The organism is Pseudomonadota bacterium, assembly GCA_039815145.1.
Lineage (GTDB): Bacteria > Pseudomonadota > Gammaproteobacteria > Steroidobacterales > JBCBZW01 > JBCBZW01.
On record JBCBZW010000114.1, the window covers coordinates 1 to 16,711 of the forward strand.

The window sequence follows — 16,711 nt, forward strand, 5'->3', positions numbered from 1 at the left end:
GGCTCGATGTCATACACCTGGCGATGGGTGATCAGGTGCACCGTCACGCCGCGAGCGGACAAGGTATCGATCATCGCCAGCAGCGAGCCGAGTTCCTCACCCCGTTCCGAGGGCGTTCGGCGATTCATGGTCCTCACGAAGTTGACCGTGAACACCACATCGGTGGCCTGCTCGGGCTGGGTGGCATCGAGCTTCTGCCGGGCCTGCTCGCAGGCGCCACGCCAGTTCTCGAAGGTGGCCGGCATGAAGCTGCAAGCGTAGGTGACGCGGGCGGAGAGTCCCACCTCGCGCTGGTCGACGAAGAGCTGGGCGATCGGGCTGATGAGGTCCGCCATGTGCGAGTCACCGACGATCAGGAACTCACGGCGCGCGGATGCCGTGGGCTCGTCGATCGCCGTGACGAGGCGACACTCGGTGCGCGCGTTGGTGGCCGCACAGCGCCGAATGCCCACCCCGCCCGGCAATCCGGGGCTGGTCAGCAGGTGGTTAAGGCCAGGATGGCGTAGCACCGAGTAGGGCGTCAGGTACTTCAGATGGCCGCCGAGACCGACACCCGCACACAGCAGCAACACCACCGCAGAGGTGGCCAGCAAGGGTACACGCGAGGCGAGCAGACGCCGTCGGCGAAACGGTTGCTCCACAAAGTGGTAGGTCAACACGGAGAGCACGACGGTGATCACCACGCCGCCGGTGCCGATGAACCAGGCGTCGTACTGCGGCGCCAACGCGTAGCGCAGCAGGATCAGCACGGGGAAGTGCCACAGGTAGAGACTGTAGGAGATCTTTCCGGTGTACACGACGGGCGGCGCGGACAGCACCTTCGCCCCTACCTGATCGGCCCGCGCGAAGAGGATGAACAACGCGGTACCGAGCACAGGCGCCACCGTCACCAACGACGGGTAGCGCAGGCGATCGTCAATGGCGAAGAAGGAGACGAAGATCAGTAGCAACCCCACTGTCGATAGGGCGCCCGCGTACTTGCCCATGAACCTCGACGGCTCCGCCTGGCCCAACCCGCCGCGTAGGAAGACGGCGATGAGCGCCCCGGCGAGTAGCTCCCAGGCACGGCTCGGCAGCAGGTAGTACGCCGCCTGCGGAAACAGGCGCGAGGAGATCTCCGCCCACACGAGCGAGATCACGAGCAGTGCAGCGAAGTAGAGGAACAGTCGCTTACCCGGCGTGCGCTTAAAGAACACCAGCAGCAGCGGGAACAGCACGTAGAACTGCTCCTCCACCGCGAGGCTCCAGGTGTTGAGGAACACGGGCGGGAGTCGCCAGGCCTGGAAATAGCCCCAGCTCAGCGTGTAGTGCACGTTGCTGGTGAAGGTGGCGTTGGCCATGAGTTCGCGGGCGAGGCGCACGAAGTCGTGGGGCAGCATCATCGCCCAGGCGGCGAAGGTGCTGAGGGCGAGCACCGCGATCAGCGCCGGCAGGATCCGCCGCGCCCGGCGCTCGTAGAAGTGGCTGATGCTGAAGCGCTCGTGCGCGAGATCCTCGAGCAAGAGCGTGGTGATCAAGAAGCCGCTGATGACGAAGAACACATCGACACCCGCGAAGCCCCCGCTCACCGCCTTCCACCCCGCGTGAAAGGCGATCACCGGCACTACGGCCAGGGCTCGGAGGCCGTCGATTTCTGCACGGTACTTCACGGGCGGATTCTAGCTCCAGCGAGGGGTGCGCAGGATAGCGCCAGGGGCACGATACCTTGCAAACATGACACCCCGTTCGTGTAGGCTGCTCACGCTCGGCGTGGGTTAAGCATCTCGAGGTGGAAGGACTATGCGGCTAGCGATGAGGTTGACGGTGTTGGCGATGGCGTGCGCGGTCACAAGCGCCGGCGTGCTCGCCCAGGACGCCCCCGAGAAGACCTTCGAGGCCCCCAAGACACTGGCGGAGTTGTCCGAGCGCATCGCCAAGACTGTGGAGGAGAGTGACGTCGCCGTCGGCCTCGTCGCTTCCTTGGTGGATGCCGACGGCGTGCTCTGGGCCGAGGGCTTTGGCTACGCGGACAAGGCCTCGCAGACCCCCGCAACAGCCGATACGCCGTTCCGCGCCGGCTCCATCTCCAAGAGCATCACGGGGCTCATCTCCGCCCGCCTGGCCGAAGACGGCATCCTCGATCTCGACACGCCCCTGCGCGAGGTCGCCCCGGAGATCGAGTTCACCAACCGTTGGGAAGACGAGGACCCAGTGAGGCTCGTGCATCTGCTCGAGCACACCACCGGCTGGGACGACATCCACATCAGCGAGTACCGCGACTTCGGCCCCAACCCTTCCACCGAGGAGGGCCTGCGCTTCAATCCCCGCTCGCGCACCTCGCGCTGGCGCCCGGGGCGCTACGCGTCCTACGCCAACTCCGGCCCCGCCTCCATGGGCTTCGTGCTGGAGAAGCTCACCGGACGCACCTTCGAGGACCTGGCGCAGAGCCTGGTGCTCGATCCCATCGGCGCCGGCACCGCCACCTTCGATCAGTCCGCCGACACGGCTGAGCTCACCGCCACCAGCTACCGCCCCGACGGCAGCCCCAGCCCCTACACGCGTATCTGGGCCAGCGCCTCGGGATCCTTGAGTCTCTCCGTGCGCGACCTCGGCCAACTGGCGCGCCTGTACATCCGCCGTGGGGAAATGAACGGCGAGCGGGTGATCTCCACGGCCGCCATCGAGCGCATCGAAACCCCCACCACCTCCCTGGCCGGCGAGCAAGGCCTCGCCCACGGCTACGGCCTCGGCAACTACGCAAGCTTCTACGATGACGTGGAGTACCGCGGCCACGACGGCGGCATCGACGGCTTCATCAGTACCTACGCCTATCGCAAGGATGCGGGTGTGGGGTTCGCCATGATGATCAACTCCCCGGACGGCGAGACCTTCCGCGCCGTGCGCAAGCTGCTTACCAGCTACCTCAACACGCAATACCCATCGACGGCCGCGGCGCCCACGCCGACGGACGCCACCAACCTCGAACGCTTCGCGGGATACTACCGACCCTTCACACCACGCAACGAATTCACCCGGTTGATCAGCGATATCGCCGGCGTCGTGCGCATTCGTGCGCAAGGGGAATCGCTCACGATGACGCCCCTGCTAGGAGGAGAGACCGAGCGCTTCGTCCCCACCGGCGAGCACAGCTTCGCGGGCGAGGGGCGTGCCGCGCCGGAGCTACTCTTCTACGAAGGCCCGAGTGGCAGCCTCGAAGCGTTTGCAGGCTTCAACAACACCTTGCGCCCCATATCGGCACTGGCCGCCTACGCGCCGGTCGCTCTCCTCGCCGCCGTGGTCCTGGCGAGCCTAGCCGCTCTGCTGTTCGCGGCCATCTGGGCGCTGGGCTATCCCTTCGGCGCCTTCCGTGAGAGCAATCGCTGGCGCGTTTGGCTCTGGCCGTTCTTGAGCGTGCTGACCCTAGGTGCAGCCGTGGCTGGCCTGATCGTCGGCGCGAGTGGTGATCCGATCGCTGCCCTCGGAGAGCCGTCGATCTACTCGCTGGCCCTGCAGTACGGCGGGTGGGCGACGATGGTCTGCGCGGTGCTCGGCATGGTCGCCGCGATGACAAATCGCAACAGCTCCGATTGGGCACGCCTCCATGCCGGTTTCACATCGACCCTGCTCGTGGTGTTTACCGGCTACCTGTGGACGTACAGCTGGATCGGGATTACGGTCTGGGCGTACTCACCTAATGTAGTGGGTAGCTAACCTCTCCCGAGGACCAGCGCGAATGGGTCCGCAGGCTCACGAGAAACAACGCGACAAACGCAAGCAACCAAAGGTAAGGCGCGTTAGGGATACGCAGCGTGGCGCCGAAGGCTACCAACAGTAGGCAGACGCTCAACACCTGCCCCCAGTCCTGCGTTCTCGTGAACAGTTGGCCGAGGTCGCGGGCGCTCTCGTAGATCTGCCTTCGCGCTACGAGCACCGTGATCACCATCACCAGCAGCAGATAGGGCTCGAGCGCCGGCATGAGGGGGATATTGACCAAGGCGTGCGCGATGATCGGCGGTATCAGCGAGCCCGTGCGATACACGGCGTACCCCCACAGCACCGAGCCGTACACCAACGTCAGGAGATTGCCCACGGAGAGCAGATCGGCGCGGTGGTACTGCGTGTGGGCGACGGCGAACAGCACGCCCATCACCACCAAGGCCCCGCCGGGCGAGAAGGACTCGCGCAGGCGCCCGAGCAGGTAGCCCCGCGCCATGAACTCCTCGACCAGCGGCACCACGAGGAAACTCGATACCGCCATGAACAGCCAGAAGTCCGCGTCCCACGGCACCTCTTCCATCAGGCGCCAGAAGGGAAGCCCCGGGCCGAGGTCGAAGGCCTGGTCTGCCAGGCTGAGTAAGACCGACGGGAGATGGGCCACAGCGTAGAGCACTAGGCCGTGCTGAATCAGCTGTTGGGGGCTACGAGCACCCAGGCTGACGCCGTAGCTCGCGAGGCGCCGCCGGTGGCGAACCCAGCCGATCAACGCCACGACCAGAAAGGCCAAGCCGTAACGCAGGGCGTGCCAACTGGCCTCCGCGCCCGCCGCGCCGCGGAAGTCCGCCTCACCCTGTTCCGGGAACAGGTAGGCGTCGGCGTCCGTCAGCCCCAGCAGGGAGAACAACACGCGGGCCAGGAGCGTAAGCGCGAGCAGCACGAAGATCACCTCGCCGACAGCGGCGAGGCGACGCAGGAGAGCCGCCCTGCCGCCTTCAGCGATCGGGGTCATGGCGATCCAGGCGTTTGCGGGGTCGGGCATCTGTGGCGTTCCAGCAGCAGCGCGGATATCTATGGGATGCGGCAACTCACCGTTTGGTTTGCGCGGCGGTCAGCGAGTCGAGCCAGGCGGCCATCGCGTCGAAGTACCCGTCGCAGGCGGGTGCGTCAGGGCCTAACGGCTCGTGGATGGCCCCGGTCACGCTCTCTCGCATGATGTGATTGCAGTTATCCAGGTAGACCGTGGTGAGCTGCATGGATCCCTTCTTCGATGCTCTCGCGTAGAGCTCGCCCGTGGCCTTCCAGTCGACCTGCGTGTCGAGGCGACCAAGGACGGCCATGACGGGGATCGATAACCCGCTCAGGGTCTCTTCCAGGTTAGCGTCCATCACCGCCAGATTGGTGTGCTCGTCGAAGGTGAAAGCACCGGACTGATAGAAGGACTGGATGTTGATCAACCCCTCTTCAGTCATCTCGAATCCGTTCGCATTGAAGTAGGGATCCGCAATCAGGTGTTCGGTCTTGGCGTTGAACTCCTCCAGCGAACCCCCTCGAACCAGTATCCGCTGATAGTCATCCCATTCGGACATCAGGAGCGCGATCTGCTCCTCGCTACGCCCCTCCGCTCGCAGGTTCGCTTCCAGCATGTAGCGGCCGTTGTCGAGTTCGGTTGTGCCGCTCACGGAAATCCAAAACTTGATGTCGCCGTACAGCTGCGACAGCTCCGGCACGATCCAGCCCGCACGGCTGATCCCCCAAACCCCTAGGTGCGCCGAGTTGGGCAGATCGAGCTCATCGATCGCCGTGATCGCCGCGACGGCCTCCTGCGCACTACTGAGAATGCTCTGATGGTGATCGTATTCCCCCTCGCTCGCGCCGCATCCCGCCTTGTCCCAATAGGCAACGCTATACGCTTGCTCGACAAAGAACTCACGCGTATCCCGGAATTGATTCCCACCCACGAAGTTAGTCCGGCCGTGCCCGGGAATGATGATGATCACGCCCTTGGCGTTGGTTCGCGGGATGACGACTTCACCGGCATACGCCACATCTTGATAGGTGAAGTGAAAGGGCCGCTTCTGGGCCTCATGCGCCCCGTTGGCCGAGGCCGCCCCCAACGCAAGCGCAAAGGCCAGAGTGATCTTTAACATGTGCCCTCCCAGGCGAGACGCTTCAAAACCCTGTTGGATGCACCCTCCGATCGATCGGTTCTGTTGGGTCTCGGATTGACTCGCTCCGGTCAGGGGCTGCTGGCGGCCTAGGGGCTCTCCACCTCGAAGCGTTCGGGCCGACGGAACACCTTGGCTGGCGTCACCCCGTAGGCATTGCGAAAACTGTGGCTGAAGTGGGCACTATCCGAGAAGCCGGCCTCGAGCGCGGCGTGGGTGAGGGTATCGCACCGATGCAAGGCACGCTGGGCGACGAGCAAACGGTGCCAGGTGCGATAGCGTCGATAGGGCATCTGCATCTGCTGACCGAACACCGCAAGTAGGCGCGACGCAGAGATTCCTGCATGCGCGGCCAACTCCTCCTGGCGAAAATTCCTGGCGGGTTCGCGGCGTATCAATGCAAGTACGCCCCGAATCCTATGGTCCAGCGCGGGCGCTTGCCTATCGACCGCTCGCAGGCGCTCGTCCAGAGCCGCCTGCGCCTCATCCCGTGAGGCCATCGACTCGTAAAGCCCCTGCATGCACTGCACCCACTCCTCCCCCTCACTCACGGCAAGGCGCACCGTGCTCAGAGGGAATGATTGCGCAACGGTGTGATAGTCGATGCTGTCGCGCTCGATGAAGAGCTTCGCGTCCACCAGTCCATCGAAATCGACCACGTGCTCGGTGTTTGGCGCGACAAAGGCGACCCGTGCGCGACGCGGTGCACTCCCGGTCACGGCAATGGTGAATGGCGCATACACGCCCACATGCAGGGCACCGGCACCATAGCGGCGAGGCGCGAGCGAGTTCGATGGCCCCATGCACAGCGTACGGTGCCGCCACAGGTAGATCTGACGATGCTGCGGCGTGAGAATTCGCCCCATATGCTCTCTCCAGCGGTTGTCGAGCGATACTCGCTCGCAGCGGATTCTTACAAGAACGTGCGGGTCGAGCGTACCTATGATGGCATCGAAGCACGGCAACTAGGAGACCGCAGCATGCATAGGGCCGAAGCATTCGATTCCACCTCGATCACCTGGCACCGCCTAGGTGACTTCGAGCACTTCGTCTTTGCCATGCTGAGCGTGGACCGCGAGCGACGGCTCGTCGATGCGATCCTGAAGTTCGACGGGCCCGAAGCGATCTTCCTCCATCGCCACCTAGCGCATACCAACACGTTCGTCATTGAGGGTGAGCATGTGATCTACGAAGCCGACGGTCAGGTGCGAGAACGTCGACCCGCAGGCAGCTTCACCGAGGCTCCCGCGGACACGGTCCCCCATAGCGAGAGTGGCGGCGCCGGTGGCGCAGTGGTGCTCTACCATCTGCGTGGAGAGCAGGACACCATGTTCGAGATTCTCAACCAGCGTCAGGAGGTCGTGGGAACCCTCGGCGTGGAGGACTTTCACCAGGCCCTTCTTCAGCAGCAGGCCTAGGCATGAGTCTCAGTTCCCCGCGCACGGCCCGAACGCGTACATCCCATCATGCGCATCATCCTCGAAATCGATGAATGCGCTGTAGCTCGGGTAACCGGGGAAGTCGATGCACACGCGCTTCTCGCCGCGCTTCAGTTCCACGGGCCAAAGGGTTCGCGTGCGCCGGCGAAGGCGATCGTGCGCCTTGAGCTCCAGGATGGACGTCCACCGCTTCCCCAGGGCATCCCCTGTCTGTGCACGTAAGATCAACCCCGCAGCAATGGCTTGGCCGTCGATCGCATCGTAGTCCCAGTAGCCCACGGTCTCTGAGGCGGGGGCAGTCTCCGCGGGCGGTGCCGGCACCTTGGCCAGCGGCGCGCTGTTCTCCCACGTCAGGGGTGGAACCGTCTCACCAGAGCCCTTCGGGTAGGCGTACAAACGCACAAGGTCGAAGTTCACCTGTCGTGCATCTTCGTTTCGAATACGAACGGTCAGTGCCCCGGGCAACGTGACGCCCGGCACTTCGTAGGTCAGCGCAAAGGCAGCGAATTCGCCCTTCGTCGGCGTGGAAAACCGTTCGCTGGCCACAACCTCCTCGCCCGCCAGCAACTCGAGGGAAAAGTGCCCGGACGCGAAGCCCGGTTCCAGGCGGTTGCCTGCCCACACTTGCAAGGTGTAGGTCCAGCCCGGTGCTGGCGCATGCGGCAGGCTCTGCGACATCGATGAGCCAGCCTTAGAAAGATAGGCAATCTGGCGCCCCCCAGGCGCCAGCCCCCCCGCGTACATGGTCGCCGGCGGTGCCACCACGCCATGGCGTTGGCCCTGCCACTGCGCCATGGCGAACTGATACTGCTCGACCCGGGGCACTTCGAAGCTGGCATTGGCAAGCGGCTGCAGACCGGGCGTCGGGAGAGCACCCCCGGTGATGGCGGGTGTGCTGGCCTTGTCGTCCGGTTGAACAGGGGCCGTGGCGGGTGTCTGCGCAGGACCCGCCACGGTGATCGGCCTCCCGCTGCTGTCGCACAGCGCGTGCGCCACCGGCATGGCCGGGCGCCGCCCAAGGCTGTTGAGATAGTCGACATCCACCGAGTAACGCGACGCGTTGTAGCGGCCGTACTGCGCGAGTAACCGTACTCGATAGGTGTACAGGCGATCGTCCTCAGCACGCACGTGATTCAGGTACTGGATCCCGTCGAATTGCGGATCGATGGTGAGCGTAATCTCGCCGCTGAACAGGCGCAGGACGATCCCCTGCTGGTCGACCGCCCAGCGATGCTGATCATCGAAAACGTTGTCGAAGCCGATCACGCCATCCGCGCGCAGGAAGATGTTCGCCCCCATAGAGCCGGTGTCGCGATAGCGAGCCGCAAGCGCTGAGTCCCAGTCCTTGCCGATCACCTGCTGGCGCGCGATGTAGCGGGGGCGGCGCTCCAGCACCCATAGGGTATCGGTGAAACCTCGCGCTCGAATCTTCTCGTAGTCGAGTTCCGCCGTTGCGCAATCGCGCACGCGCAGGTAGTCGAGGGCGGGCCACACCGCGGCGGGGGTGAAGCCTCGACGGGTCGGGCGGAGGAAGAGGTTCTGATCGGCAGCGCTGGGGCCAGGGAGCGCCACTTCCCGCCAGTACAAATGCTTGGATCGTTCGATCACACCTGGCCACTGCACTAGCTGGTCGCGTGTGGTCTCGCAGCGCTGCACCAGGGCCTTCTCCTGTAGTTCCGCGCGGTGCTTGCGAAGCAGCGCGCAGCGCTCGCCCCAGTGTTGGTAGGTATCGTTGAGGAGCGCTCGCGTCGCCGAGCCGGCGCGTGGCCCTAGGCGGTCGTGTTTCTTGAATCGTGGCGATCCCTTGGCGTCGAAGGTATAGAAGCCGCCGTCGAAGATCAGCAACGGTTCGCGCAGCGTGAAAGCATCCGTCAGCTGCGCGAGATTACTCACCGAGTCGGTGGCTTCGTGGTAGTTGACCTCGACCGCCGACGTGGCTCGCACCAGCGCGAAGTGCAGCTCGATGATGTCGTGCTGCATCGCATCCTCGAACACCGCGTACATCACCTTGGTGGTGGTGAGGTCTCGCTTGTTCCGACGCGCTTGGGATTGGGTCTCCGAGAAGCGCTCCTTCAGCGCCGTCTTGGCCTTGCCCGTGGCGCCGCGCTGCTCCTTGCGCAGTGCGCGCACGACCTCTTCCAGCTCGGCGGCCTCTCGCTCCAGCTTGTCGCGGTAGGCGCCGATCTCCGCGATCGACGCGGCGCTCACGGCGATACTGCCTTCCACCTCCAGCTGCCACTCCAGCACGTTGTACCGGGGGGGGCGCTTGTCACGGGTGGTTGAGCCGCGAGGCTTCAGGAACACCGGCCCACCGGGGGGCTTGGCGTTTACCAGGTAGCGTGTGTTGAGGAAGGTGACTGGCGCGTAGGCGCCGACGAGACCGGCCTGCAAACGTGCCACCTCGTTATCGCTCACCGGCGGTGCCGTCTCGGTGATCATCTGCTCGAAGGTGGCGCCGTACGCCCGAGGGGAGCCGGTACTCAACACCCCAAACACCATCCAACAGCACGCAACCAGAACGGGGTGCTGCGCCCCCATCACCCTGAGAGAACCATCCACAGGAGATCTCCTTCTAACCCGTACACGTCGGGGTCACGGTGCCGTTTGCGTCAGGTGAGTATCCAGTGACTATTGGGGATTATCCAGGTGACGAATGCCCTCATTCGCAGGGTCCGAGCCGGTATATGCCGTCCTCTTCGTCTTCGGACGCGTCGATGAAGGCCGCGTACGTGGGATAGCCGGGGTAGTTGATGCAGACCCTGCGAGTGTTCGGGCGCAGCTCCACGGGCCAGAGCTGGCGTGCGCGCGGCCGTAGGGCATCGTGCTCCACCAGTTCGAGGCGGCGCTGCCATCGTGCGCCTACGGCGGCGCCCGGGGCGTCGAGGAGGCGCAAGCCGTGGACCAAGTACTCACCGTCGATCTCGTCATAGTCCCAGTAGCCCACCACTTCTACCGGGGGCGCTGGAACGGGGCCGCGCCACCCCAAGAGTGCGCCGAGCCCAAGGACGGCGCTGAGGGCGAGGATCGAGGGAAGGTACCGTTTCGTCGAATTCTCGGGGGATACCTGCACCTGCATCGATTCATGCGCTGGCGCCATTGGTGCCACGACCTCCGGAGCGACCTCAGCCTGCAGGTGGCGAGCGGTCTCCTCGCTCACCGATGGCCAACGTTCCTCGACGAGCGCCTGAACGAAGGCCTCGGGCCACGAGCCCGTCTTGGCAAGGTGGGCCGGCGATGCCCCGGCGGCGGCCAGCGCTCCAGATAAGCGCCGAGCGTCCACGAGATAACGGGTGGTAGTACCAAGGGGACGGTTGCCCGTGCGACTCGATACCCCCTCGACGCCGTCGTAGCACTGCGTGTCCTCGAGGAGTTCCTGCCACGGGAGCGCAGGTTGCCCAGCGGCCGCAGTAGCAGCACAGAACCTCGCGATGACCGCTTGCGTATGGTGCCCCCACCGATCCGTACGACGGCCACTGGCGATTGCCTGGGCGGTGAGCAGCAGTCGCTTCTCTCCGGCCTCCAGCGCTGACGGGCGGACATCGAACAGCTCCTTGGCCAGCAACACGAGGTCAGGGCGCACTGCAAAATAGGCTCTGTCCAACAGAAGATCCGTGGTGGTAGTGAGTCCGCTGCCAGCGCGCCACACCTGTTGCTGAGTGTCAAATGCACAGAGGTCGGGGATATTCACCGCACCTTGCGCCTCGCTGGGACTCCAAACGGATCCATTGACCGCGCAAAGGAGAACGTTTGGGCGCAATTCAATCGCTCGCAAGGCATTATCCAGAAGTCAGAACAACACCCCAACTGAGATTTCCCTGAGTGCCGAATAGCAGCTGATACGCCCCAAACACAGCTAGATGTGCACCACATCTCGACCATGACTTGCCGATGACCAAGCGGAATACCGCAGGCGCATCAAGAAAAAAACTCCAATGCTGGGCAGGCGCTCGGATAGCTTTACTTACGCCCTAGAAGTTGCTGAGGATGTGACCTCCGCGTAAGCCGAACAACGAGACGAACATGCATCGATTTCCTCCCCACCACGGTGGGCTGCGCTGCAGCAGCCTTGCCGCCATCAGCCTGCTGACGCTCATCGCTTTCTCGCCCCTCGGGGCGAGCGCCGAGGGAGGCCAGGTTCAACCCGCCCACCCGGAACTCGGCCGCGTGCCCGTCTCCGCCCAGTTCCGCTTCCCCGACGACTTCATTCCGCGCTCCCAGTCCACCTCCATCGTCTGCCAGGTCATGGTGAGCAAGCGCGGCGAGGTGGGCGCGCGCAAATGCGCCCAGCACGGCGGCGGCGACCGCCTGCGATTCTGGCTGCGCAATGAGATCCTGCACCGCCTGAAGCGCGCCAAGTTCCGCCCTGCGGAGATCGACGGGGAGCGGGTGGCGGTGTCCATGCCGATCCGGGCCCAGGTCGATTGCGACTCCCGGGGGCGCTGCGAGGTCAACGTGTTCCCCAACGCAGGGCTGCACGCTCGTGACTTCGGGAACGACTACTACGGCCCGCAGGAGATCATCGGCAAGGCGGGCACCTGGTACGACCGCCTCGTCGCCAGCGACGACTGCGACGCTGGTGACGCGGAGGTCTGCAAGGACATCTCGGCCTTCGCTTTCGGCGCCTCCGTGCAGGTCGGCGCCGATGGTCTGGTCACGGGCGTCGGCGTAGTGAAGGGCGTCGACCCGGGCAGCTTCCCCGTCGATGCGGCCTTCGAACACCTCGTCGAGTCGCGCTACATCCCGGCGCGGGAGAGCGAAGGCTCCACGATGGCGTTGGTCACCCACACGCCGACGCTGCACAAGCGCAACAGCCGCTACTCTGCGACGGACGTGAAACCCGCGTTCTTGGGCGTTTCCCCTTTAACTGGGTCACCTCGCAGAAGCACCAGGCGGGTAATCCCCTTCTCCCACAGCGCGGAAAGATGGTCTGCAAACGCCGCACGATCCGCAAACCGCACCAGCGTCACATGGGCGGCGGTGGGCGTTTCGGTGAGGCCTTGCAATTGGTGCGGCCAGGTCAAGCCATTTTCCACCGCCGACCCACCAGCGCCGAACGTCACTGTCTGAAACGCGGGCTCCAGCCTGCGCATCGCGTGGGCGCAGGTAAGCAATCCACGCTCCGCTGAAAACCCTTTGGGCGGGAAAAACTCAAAACTCACCGCGCCGCGAGAACCCTCGTTTGAAGGGTCATCGGATCCGCTCTCCTGTGACGAATGTATCATGGAATTAAGATGTGAAGGGACCGGCATGGTGAAAGCTCCTGCGTGAATGCAGGCGCAAGATCATATAAATATTTCTTTATGTCAACATTTACATAAAGAAATCTTTATGTCATGGAAGCAATCCTGGAGAGCATGAATGCGCCGTAGATCACGCGAGCGCTGCTCACCGTCAAAACGGCAACAGAATGTCGCTTTTGGCATGGTTTGTGAGCCATGGTCGTGGAGATAGTCAGGGCGAAACGGTGGCGCATCTTGCGGCGCGGCACCGCCCCAAAACAGCGGCCACTAGGCCACAGTAAAAATGGCTCATAGAGCCGATTATTGAAGGCTCACAGAGCCGTGGAGACAGAGCTTTGACCCGCACCATCGTTGCATCCGCCACCAAGGAAGTCGTGATCGGCTTTGATCAAAAATTCTGCGTCATCGGTGAGCGCATCAACCCGACCGGACGGAAAAAGCTGGCAGCAGAAATGCAAGCAGGCAATTTTGAAACCGTTAGGTCCGACGCCCTCGCGCAGGTCGCGGCCGGGGCAACCATGCTGGACGTTAATGCGGGCGTCACCTCTGTGGACCCCAACGCAACCGAACCGGCATTGCTCGTTCAGACGCTGGAAATGGTGCAGGACCTCGTCGACGTACCCCTCTCCATCGACTCATCCGTCACCGCCGCAATCGAAGCAGGCTTGAAGGTCGCCAAAGGTCGCCCACTGGTCAATTCAGTCACCGGTGAGACGGAAAAACTCGAAGCCATTCTGCCGCTGATCAAAAAATATGATGTGCCGGTGGTGGCCATCTCAAACGACGAAACAGGCATTTCCGAAGATCCCGACGTGCGTTTCGCGGTGGCCAAGAGCATCGTTGAGCACGCGGCAGATTACGGTATTCCGGCCCATGACATCGTGGTTGATCCGCTCGTCATGCCGATTGGTGCGATGGGCACGGCTGGCAAGCAGGTGTTTGCGCTGGTGCGCCGCCTGCGTGAGGAACTCGGCGTCAACACGACGTGCGGTCTCTCCAACATCTCTTTTGGCCTGCCCCACCGCCACGGCATCAACGCAGCCTTCATCCCCATGTGCATCGCATCGGGCATGACCAGCGCAATCATGAACCCATGCCGCCCGCAGGAAATGGAAATGGTCCACGCCGCCAACGTCCTGGCCGGCAATGATGCCGACTGCACCGACTGGATCATGAACTACAAAAACCACACAGCCACCGCCCCTGGCGCAACACCCGCTCCAGCGCAAACCTCAACAGGCGCACCAAAACGCAGAGGCGGACGCGCTGCTCGGGCTGGGTGAAGAATACAAACTGCGAAGTTACCACCTTTTCGTGTGCCGTTTGGCACTGATACAAAACTCAAAAATTGCAAGTGATGGACTTCATGATCCGCAATTCCTGCGAAGCAAATTAATCGAAGAGGCAGTCTTATGAATACGAAATCCTTAGCGCTCGTTTGTTCCATCACAGCTGTGGCGTTCAGCGGCCAGGCTCACGCACTTGGATCATTGGCTCCTATGCAAGAGGGCTTCCAAACAGCATCTGTGCAACTGATCTCATCTCTTTCCGCAAAATGTCAGGAAGCCAAAGACTGGCGCTTTGCTCACCGCGACAAAGTCAGCGAAAAAGAAAGACAGAAGTACAATCGTTATTATAACCGCAATTGCAAATCCAAAAAAATACGCCGGGCCACCAAACGGGCTTGCAAGAAACTGGCCAAGGCAAAGGGCTGGAAATTTCACAAACGCAAGTTCTCATTTACCGACAAAAAGACAGGCGTGCGTTTCATTTGCTGGTTATGAGTACGCGATTAACACATATGCTGAATCCACAGGAGGACCGCACGCCAATTCACCCACTTCGAGACGCGACATTGCCGCTCTTGAAAACGCGGGGTGGCGGTGTGGTCGCCCCGTTATCGCCCTGTGAGAGACAACAGTATGGTTTCGTCCACCCGTCCCAACTTTGACACGAACCGCCGTCCAAAAGAAGCAACCAGGCAATGACCGCTGACGCCCCCCTCATCATCTTCACTCCATCCGGTAAGCGCGGGCATTTTCCCGTCGGTACGCCTGTATTGGATGCAGCGCGTGAGCTTGGGGTCTATGTGGAATCCGTATGCGGCGGACGGGGCATTTGCGGGCGGTGTCAGGTGGCGCCGGAGTTTGGGCATTTTGCGAAACACGGCATTGAATCAAAATCTGATGCCTTGTCGGAATGGTCTCCCAAAGAGGCCCGTTACACCGAGAAGCGTGGAGAGTTGAAAGACGGGCGGCGGCTGTCCTGTTCCACCACGATCCAAGGCCCGCTGGTCGTGGATATTCCTTCCGACACGGTTGTGAACCAGCAGACCATCCGCAAGGCAGCAGACACGCGGCTAATCGAACGCAACCCGGCGATTCAGATGTGCTATGTTGAGGTGGAAGAGCCGGACATGCACAAGCCTCTGGGTGACCTCGACCGCCTCAAGGCCAAGCTCCACGAAGACTGGGGTTTTGAAGACATTCTGGTGGCGCAGCAGATCCTGCCTCAGGTGCAGAAGACCTTGCGGGACGGCAAGTGGGCAGTCACCGCCGCCATCCATCAGGACCTCGAATCGTCCCGCCCTACCCTCATCGCGCTTTACCCCGGCTTGAAAAACGAGGCCTATGGCATCGCTTGCGATATAGGGTCCACCACCATAGCCATGCACCTGTCCTCCCTGCTGTCGGGTGTGACGCTCGCGTCCGCAGGCACGTCTAACCCACAGATACGCTTCGGCGAGGACGTAATGAGCCGCGTCTCCTACGTGATGATGAACCCGGACGGCCGCGAAGCCATGACCAAAGCCGTGCGCAATGCCGTCAACGGTCTCATAGAACAAGTGTGCACGGAAGCCGGAGTGGAACCGCAGGATGTGCTGGATTGCGTGTTCGTCGGCAACCCAATCATGCACCACCTGTTTCTGGGCATCGACCCGACAGAACTCGGCGGCGCACCCTTTGCGCTGGCCGTCTCCGGCGCGGTCCACACTTGGGCAACAGAAATCGACCTGCATATGAACGAAGGGACACGGGTTTACATCATCCCGTGCATTGCCGGTCATGTCGGCGCAGACGCCGCAGCGGCCACCCTCTCAGAAGCGCCGCACAAGGAAAAGACACTCTCTCTCATGGTGGACGTTGGGACGAATGCCGAGATCGTTTTGGGCATGGAGGGACGCACAATGGCATGCTCCTCCCCCACCGGGCCGGCCTTTGAGGGTGCAGAAATTTCTTGCGGCCAGCGCGCTGCCCCCGGCGCGATCGAACGGGTGCGCATCGATCCTGTCACACTGGAACCCCGCATCCGCATCATCGGCGTCGACGTGTGGTCCGACGAGCCGGGCTTTGCCGACATGGCCAAAGCAACCGGCGTAACCGGCATTTGCGGATCGGGCATTATCGAGGTCGTAGCCGAGATGTTCCTGACCGGCATCATCGACGAAGACGGCGTACTAAACGGCGCCAAGTCTGGCGTGTCCGACCGTGTGTTTGAGGACAAGCGGACCTTCTCCTACCGCCTTTGGGAGACCAAGGACGGCCCGGACATAACGGTCAGTCAGACGGACGTGCGGGCGATTCAGATGGCCAAGGCGGCGCTTTATGCCGGGGTGCGTCTATTAATGGACAAGCATGGCGTAGACACGATTTCCAAGATCAGTCTGGCGGGCGCGTTCGGCACATTTATCGACCCAAAATACGCGCTCGTACTGGGGCTCGTGCCGGATTGTGAGATTGAGAACGTCAAAGCCGTGGGAAATGCGGCCGGTACCGGAGCGCGCATGGCGCTGCTCAACCGCACCCATCGCCGCGAGATCGAAGAAACGGTCCAGAACATCGAGAAAATCGAAACCGCCTTGGAACCGAAGTTCCAAGAGCATTTCGTGAACGCCATGGCCTTCCCCAACAAGGTAGAGCCGTTTCCCAAACTCGCCGCTGCCGTCACCCTGCCAGCCAAACGCCCCATGGGCGCTGCAAACGATGACGGCACCGCTGCGGCACCTCGCAGGCGCGGAGGCCGCCGTCGGGCTTAACTGCAGGCCACCAAAGTAAGGAGGCTCACGCCTGCCTTGGCGGGCTGAGGAACCAAGCCAGCGCCATCACCATGGCGACGAAAACCGCAGGCACGAGTGCGAAACTGTACTGCGCAATTGCGACTGCGGAAGCCA

12 protein-coding genes are annotated in these 16,711 nt (G+C 62.8%); 6 read left to right on the plus strand and 6 right to left on the minus strand.

What is annotated here, in order from left to right; translation table 11 throughout:
- The coding region (locus AAF184_20140; GenBank protein ID MEO0424658.1) for an acyltransferase family protein at positions 1 to 1,649 on the minus strand (1,649 nt) is incomplete at its 3' end.
- 142 nt (positions 1,650 to 1,791) lie between these two features.
- Between AAF184_20140 and AAF184_20145 the strand changes: the two genes are divergently transcribed.
- Complete coding sequence (locus AAF184_20145) at positions 1,792 to 3,690, plus strand: serine hydrolase domain-containing protein (GenBank protein ID MEO0424659.1); 1,899 nt, start codon at positions 1,792 to 1,794, stop codon at positions 3,688 to 3,690.
- Here the strand turns inward: AAF184_20145 and AAF184_20150 are convergent.
- The 3 genes from AAF184_20150 to AAF184_20160 all read right to left on the minus strand — a co-directional run bounded on the left by AAF184_20150 (position 3,671) and on the right by AAF184_20160 (position 6,727).
- A complete protein-coding gene (locus AAF184_20150) occupies positions 3,671 to 4,735 on the minus strand; it encodes a CPBP family intramembrane glutamic endopeptidase (protein MEO0424660.1) in 1,065 nt (354 codons plus the stop codon). The genes AAF184_20145 and AAF184_20150 overlap by 20 nt on opposite strands.
- A gap of 46 nt (positions 4,736 to 4,781) precedes the next feature.
- The gene (locus AAF184_20155) at positions 4,782 to 5,843 is read right to left on the minus strand and encodes a hypothetical protein (protein MEO0424661.1); all 1,062 of its coding nucleotides are present in this window, start codon (positions 5,841 to 5,843) and stop codon (positions 4,782 to 4,784) included.
- 107 nt (positions 5,844 to 5,950) lie between these two features.
- Positions 5,951 to 6,727, minus strand: coding sequence for an AraC family transcriptional regulator (locus tag AAF184_20160; GenBank protein ID MEO0424662.1), 777 nt, complete (start codon positions 6,725 to 6,727; stop codon positions 5,951 to 5,953).
- Positions 6,728 to 6,841: 114 nt separating this feature from the next.
- Here AAF184_20160 and AAF184_20165 point away from each other — a divergent pair, with 114 nt between their 5' ends.
- Positions 6,842 to 7,279 (plus strand): regulator, encoded by a 438-nt coding sequence (locus tag AAF184_20165; protein ID MEO0424663.1) that lies wholly within the window; start codon positions 6,842 to 6,844, stop codon positions 7,277 to 7,279.
- A gap of 9 nt (positions 7,280 to 7,288) precedes the next feature.
- Here the strand turns inward: AAF184_20165 and AAF184_20170 are convergent, their stop codons facing one another.
- Together AAF184_20170 and AAF184_20175 are read right to left on the minus strand one after the other, a co-directional pair.
- On the minus strand, positions 7,289 to 9,784 hold the full coding sequence (locus AAF184_20170; GenBank protein ID MEO0424664.1) for a hypothetical protein: 2,496 nt from the start codon (positions 9,782 to 9,784) through the stop codon (positions 7,289 to 7,291).
- A gap of 175 nt (positions 9,785 to 9,959) precedes the next feature.
- Entirely contained in the window at positions 9,960 to 10,901 is a 942-nt protein-coding gene (locus AAF184_20175; GenBank protein ID MEO0424665.1) for a hypothetical protein, read from the minus strand.
- Positions 10,902 to 11,320: 419 nt separating this feature from the next.
- Between AAF184_20175 and AAF184_20180 the strand changes: the two genes are divergently transcribed.
- The 4 genes from AAF184_20180 (at position 11,321) to AAF184_20195 (ending at position 16,576) form a co-directional block, all read left to right on the plus strand.
- Complete coding sequence (locus tag AAF184_20180; GenBank protein MEO0424666.1) at positions 11,321 to 12,367, plus strand: hypothetical protein; 1,047 nt, start codon at positions 11,321 to 11,323, stop codon at positions 12,365 to 12,367.
- A 508-nt stretch (positions 12,368 to 12,875) separates the two neighbouring features.
- Positions 12,876 to 13,823 (plus strand): methyltetrahydrofolate cobalamin methyltransferase, encoded by a 948-nt coding sequence (locus tag AAF184_20185; GenBank protein MEO0424667.1) that lies wholly within the window; start codon positions 12,876 to 12,878, stop codon positions 13,821 to 13,823.
- A 129-nt stretch (positions 13,824 to 13,952) separates the two neighbouring features.
- Positions 13,953 to 14,324, plus strand: a complete 372-nt coding sequence (locus tag AAF184_20190) for a hypothetical protein (GenBank protein MEO0424668.1) — start codon at positions 13,953 to 13,955, stop codon at positions 14,322 to 14,324.
- Positions 14,325 to 14,524: 200 nt separating this feature from the next.
- Entirely contained in the window at positions 14,525 to 16,576 is a 2,052-nt protein-coding gene (locus AAF184_20195; GenBank protein ID MEO0424669.1) for an ASKHA domain-containing protein, read from the plus strand.
- Positions 16,577 to 16,711: the final 135 nt, after the last annotated feature.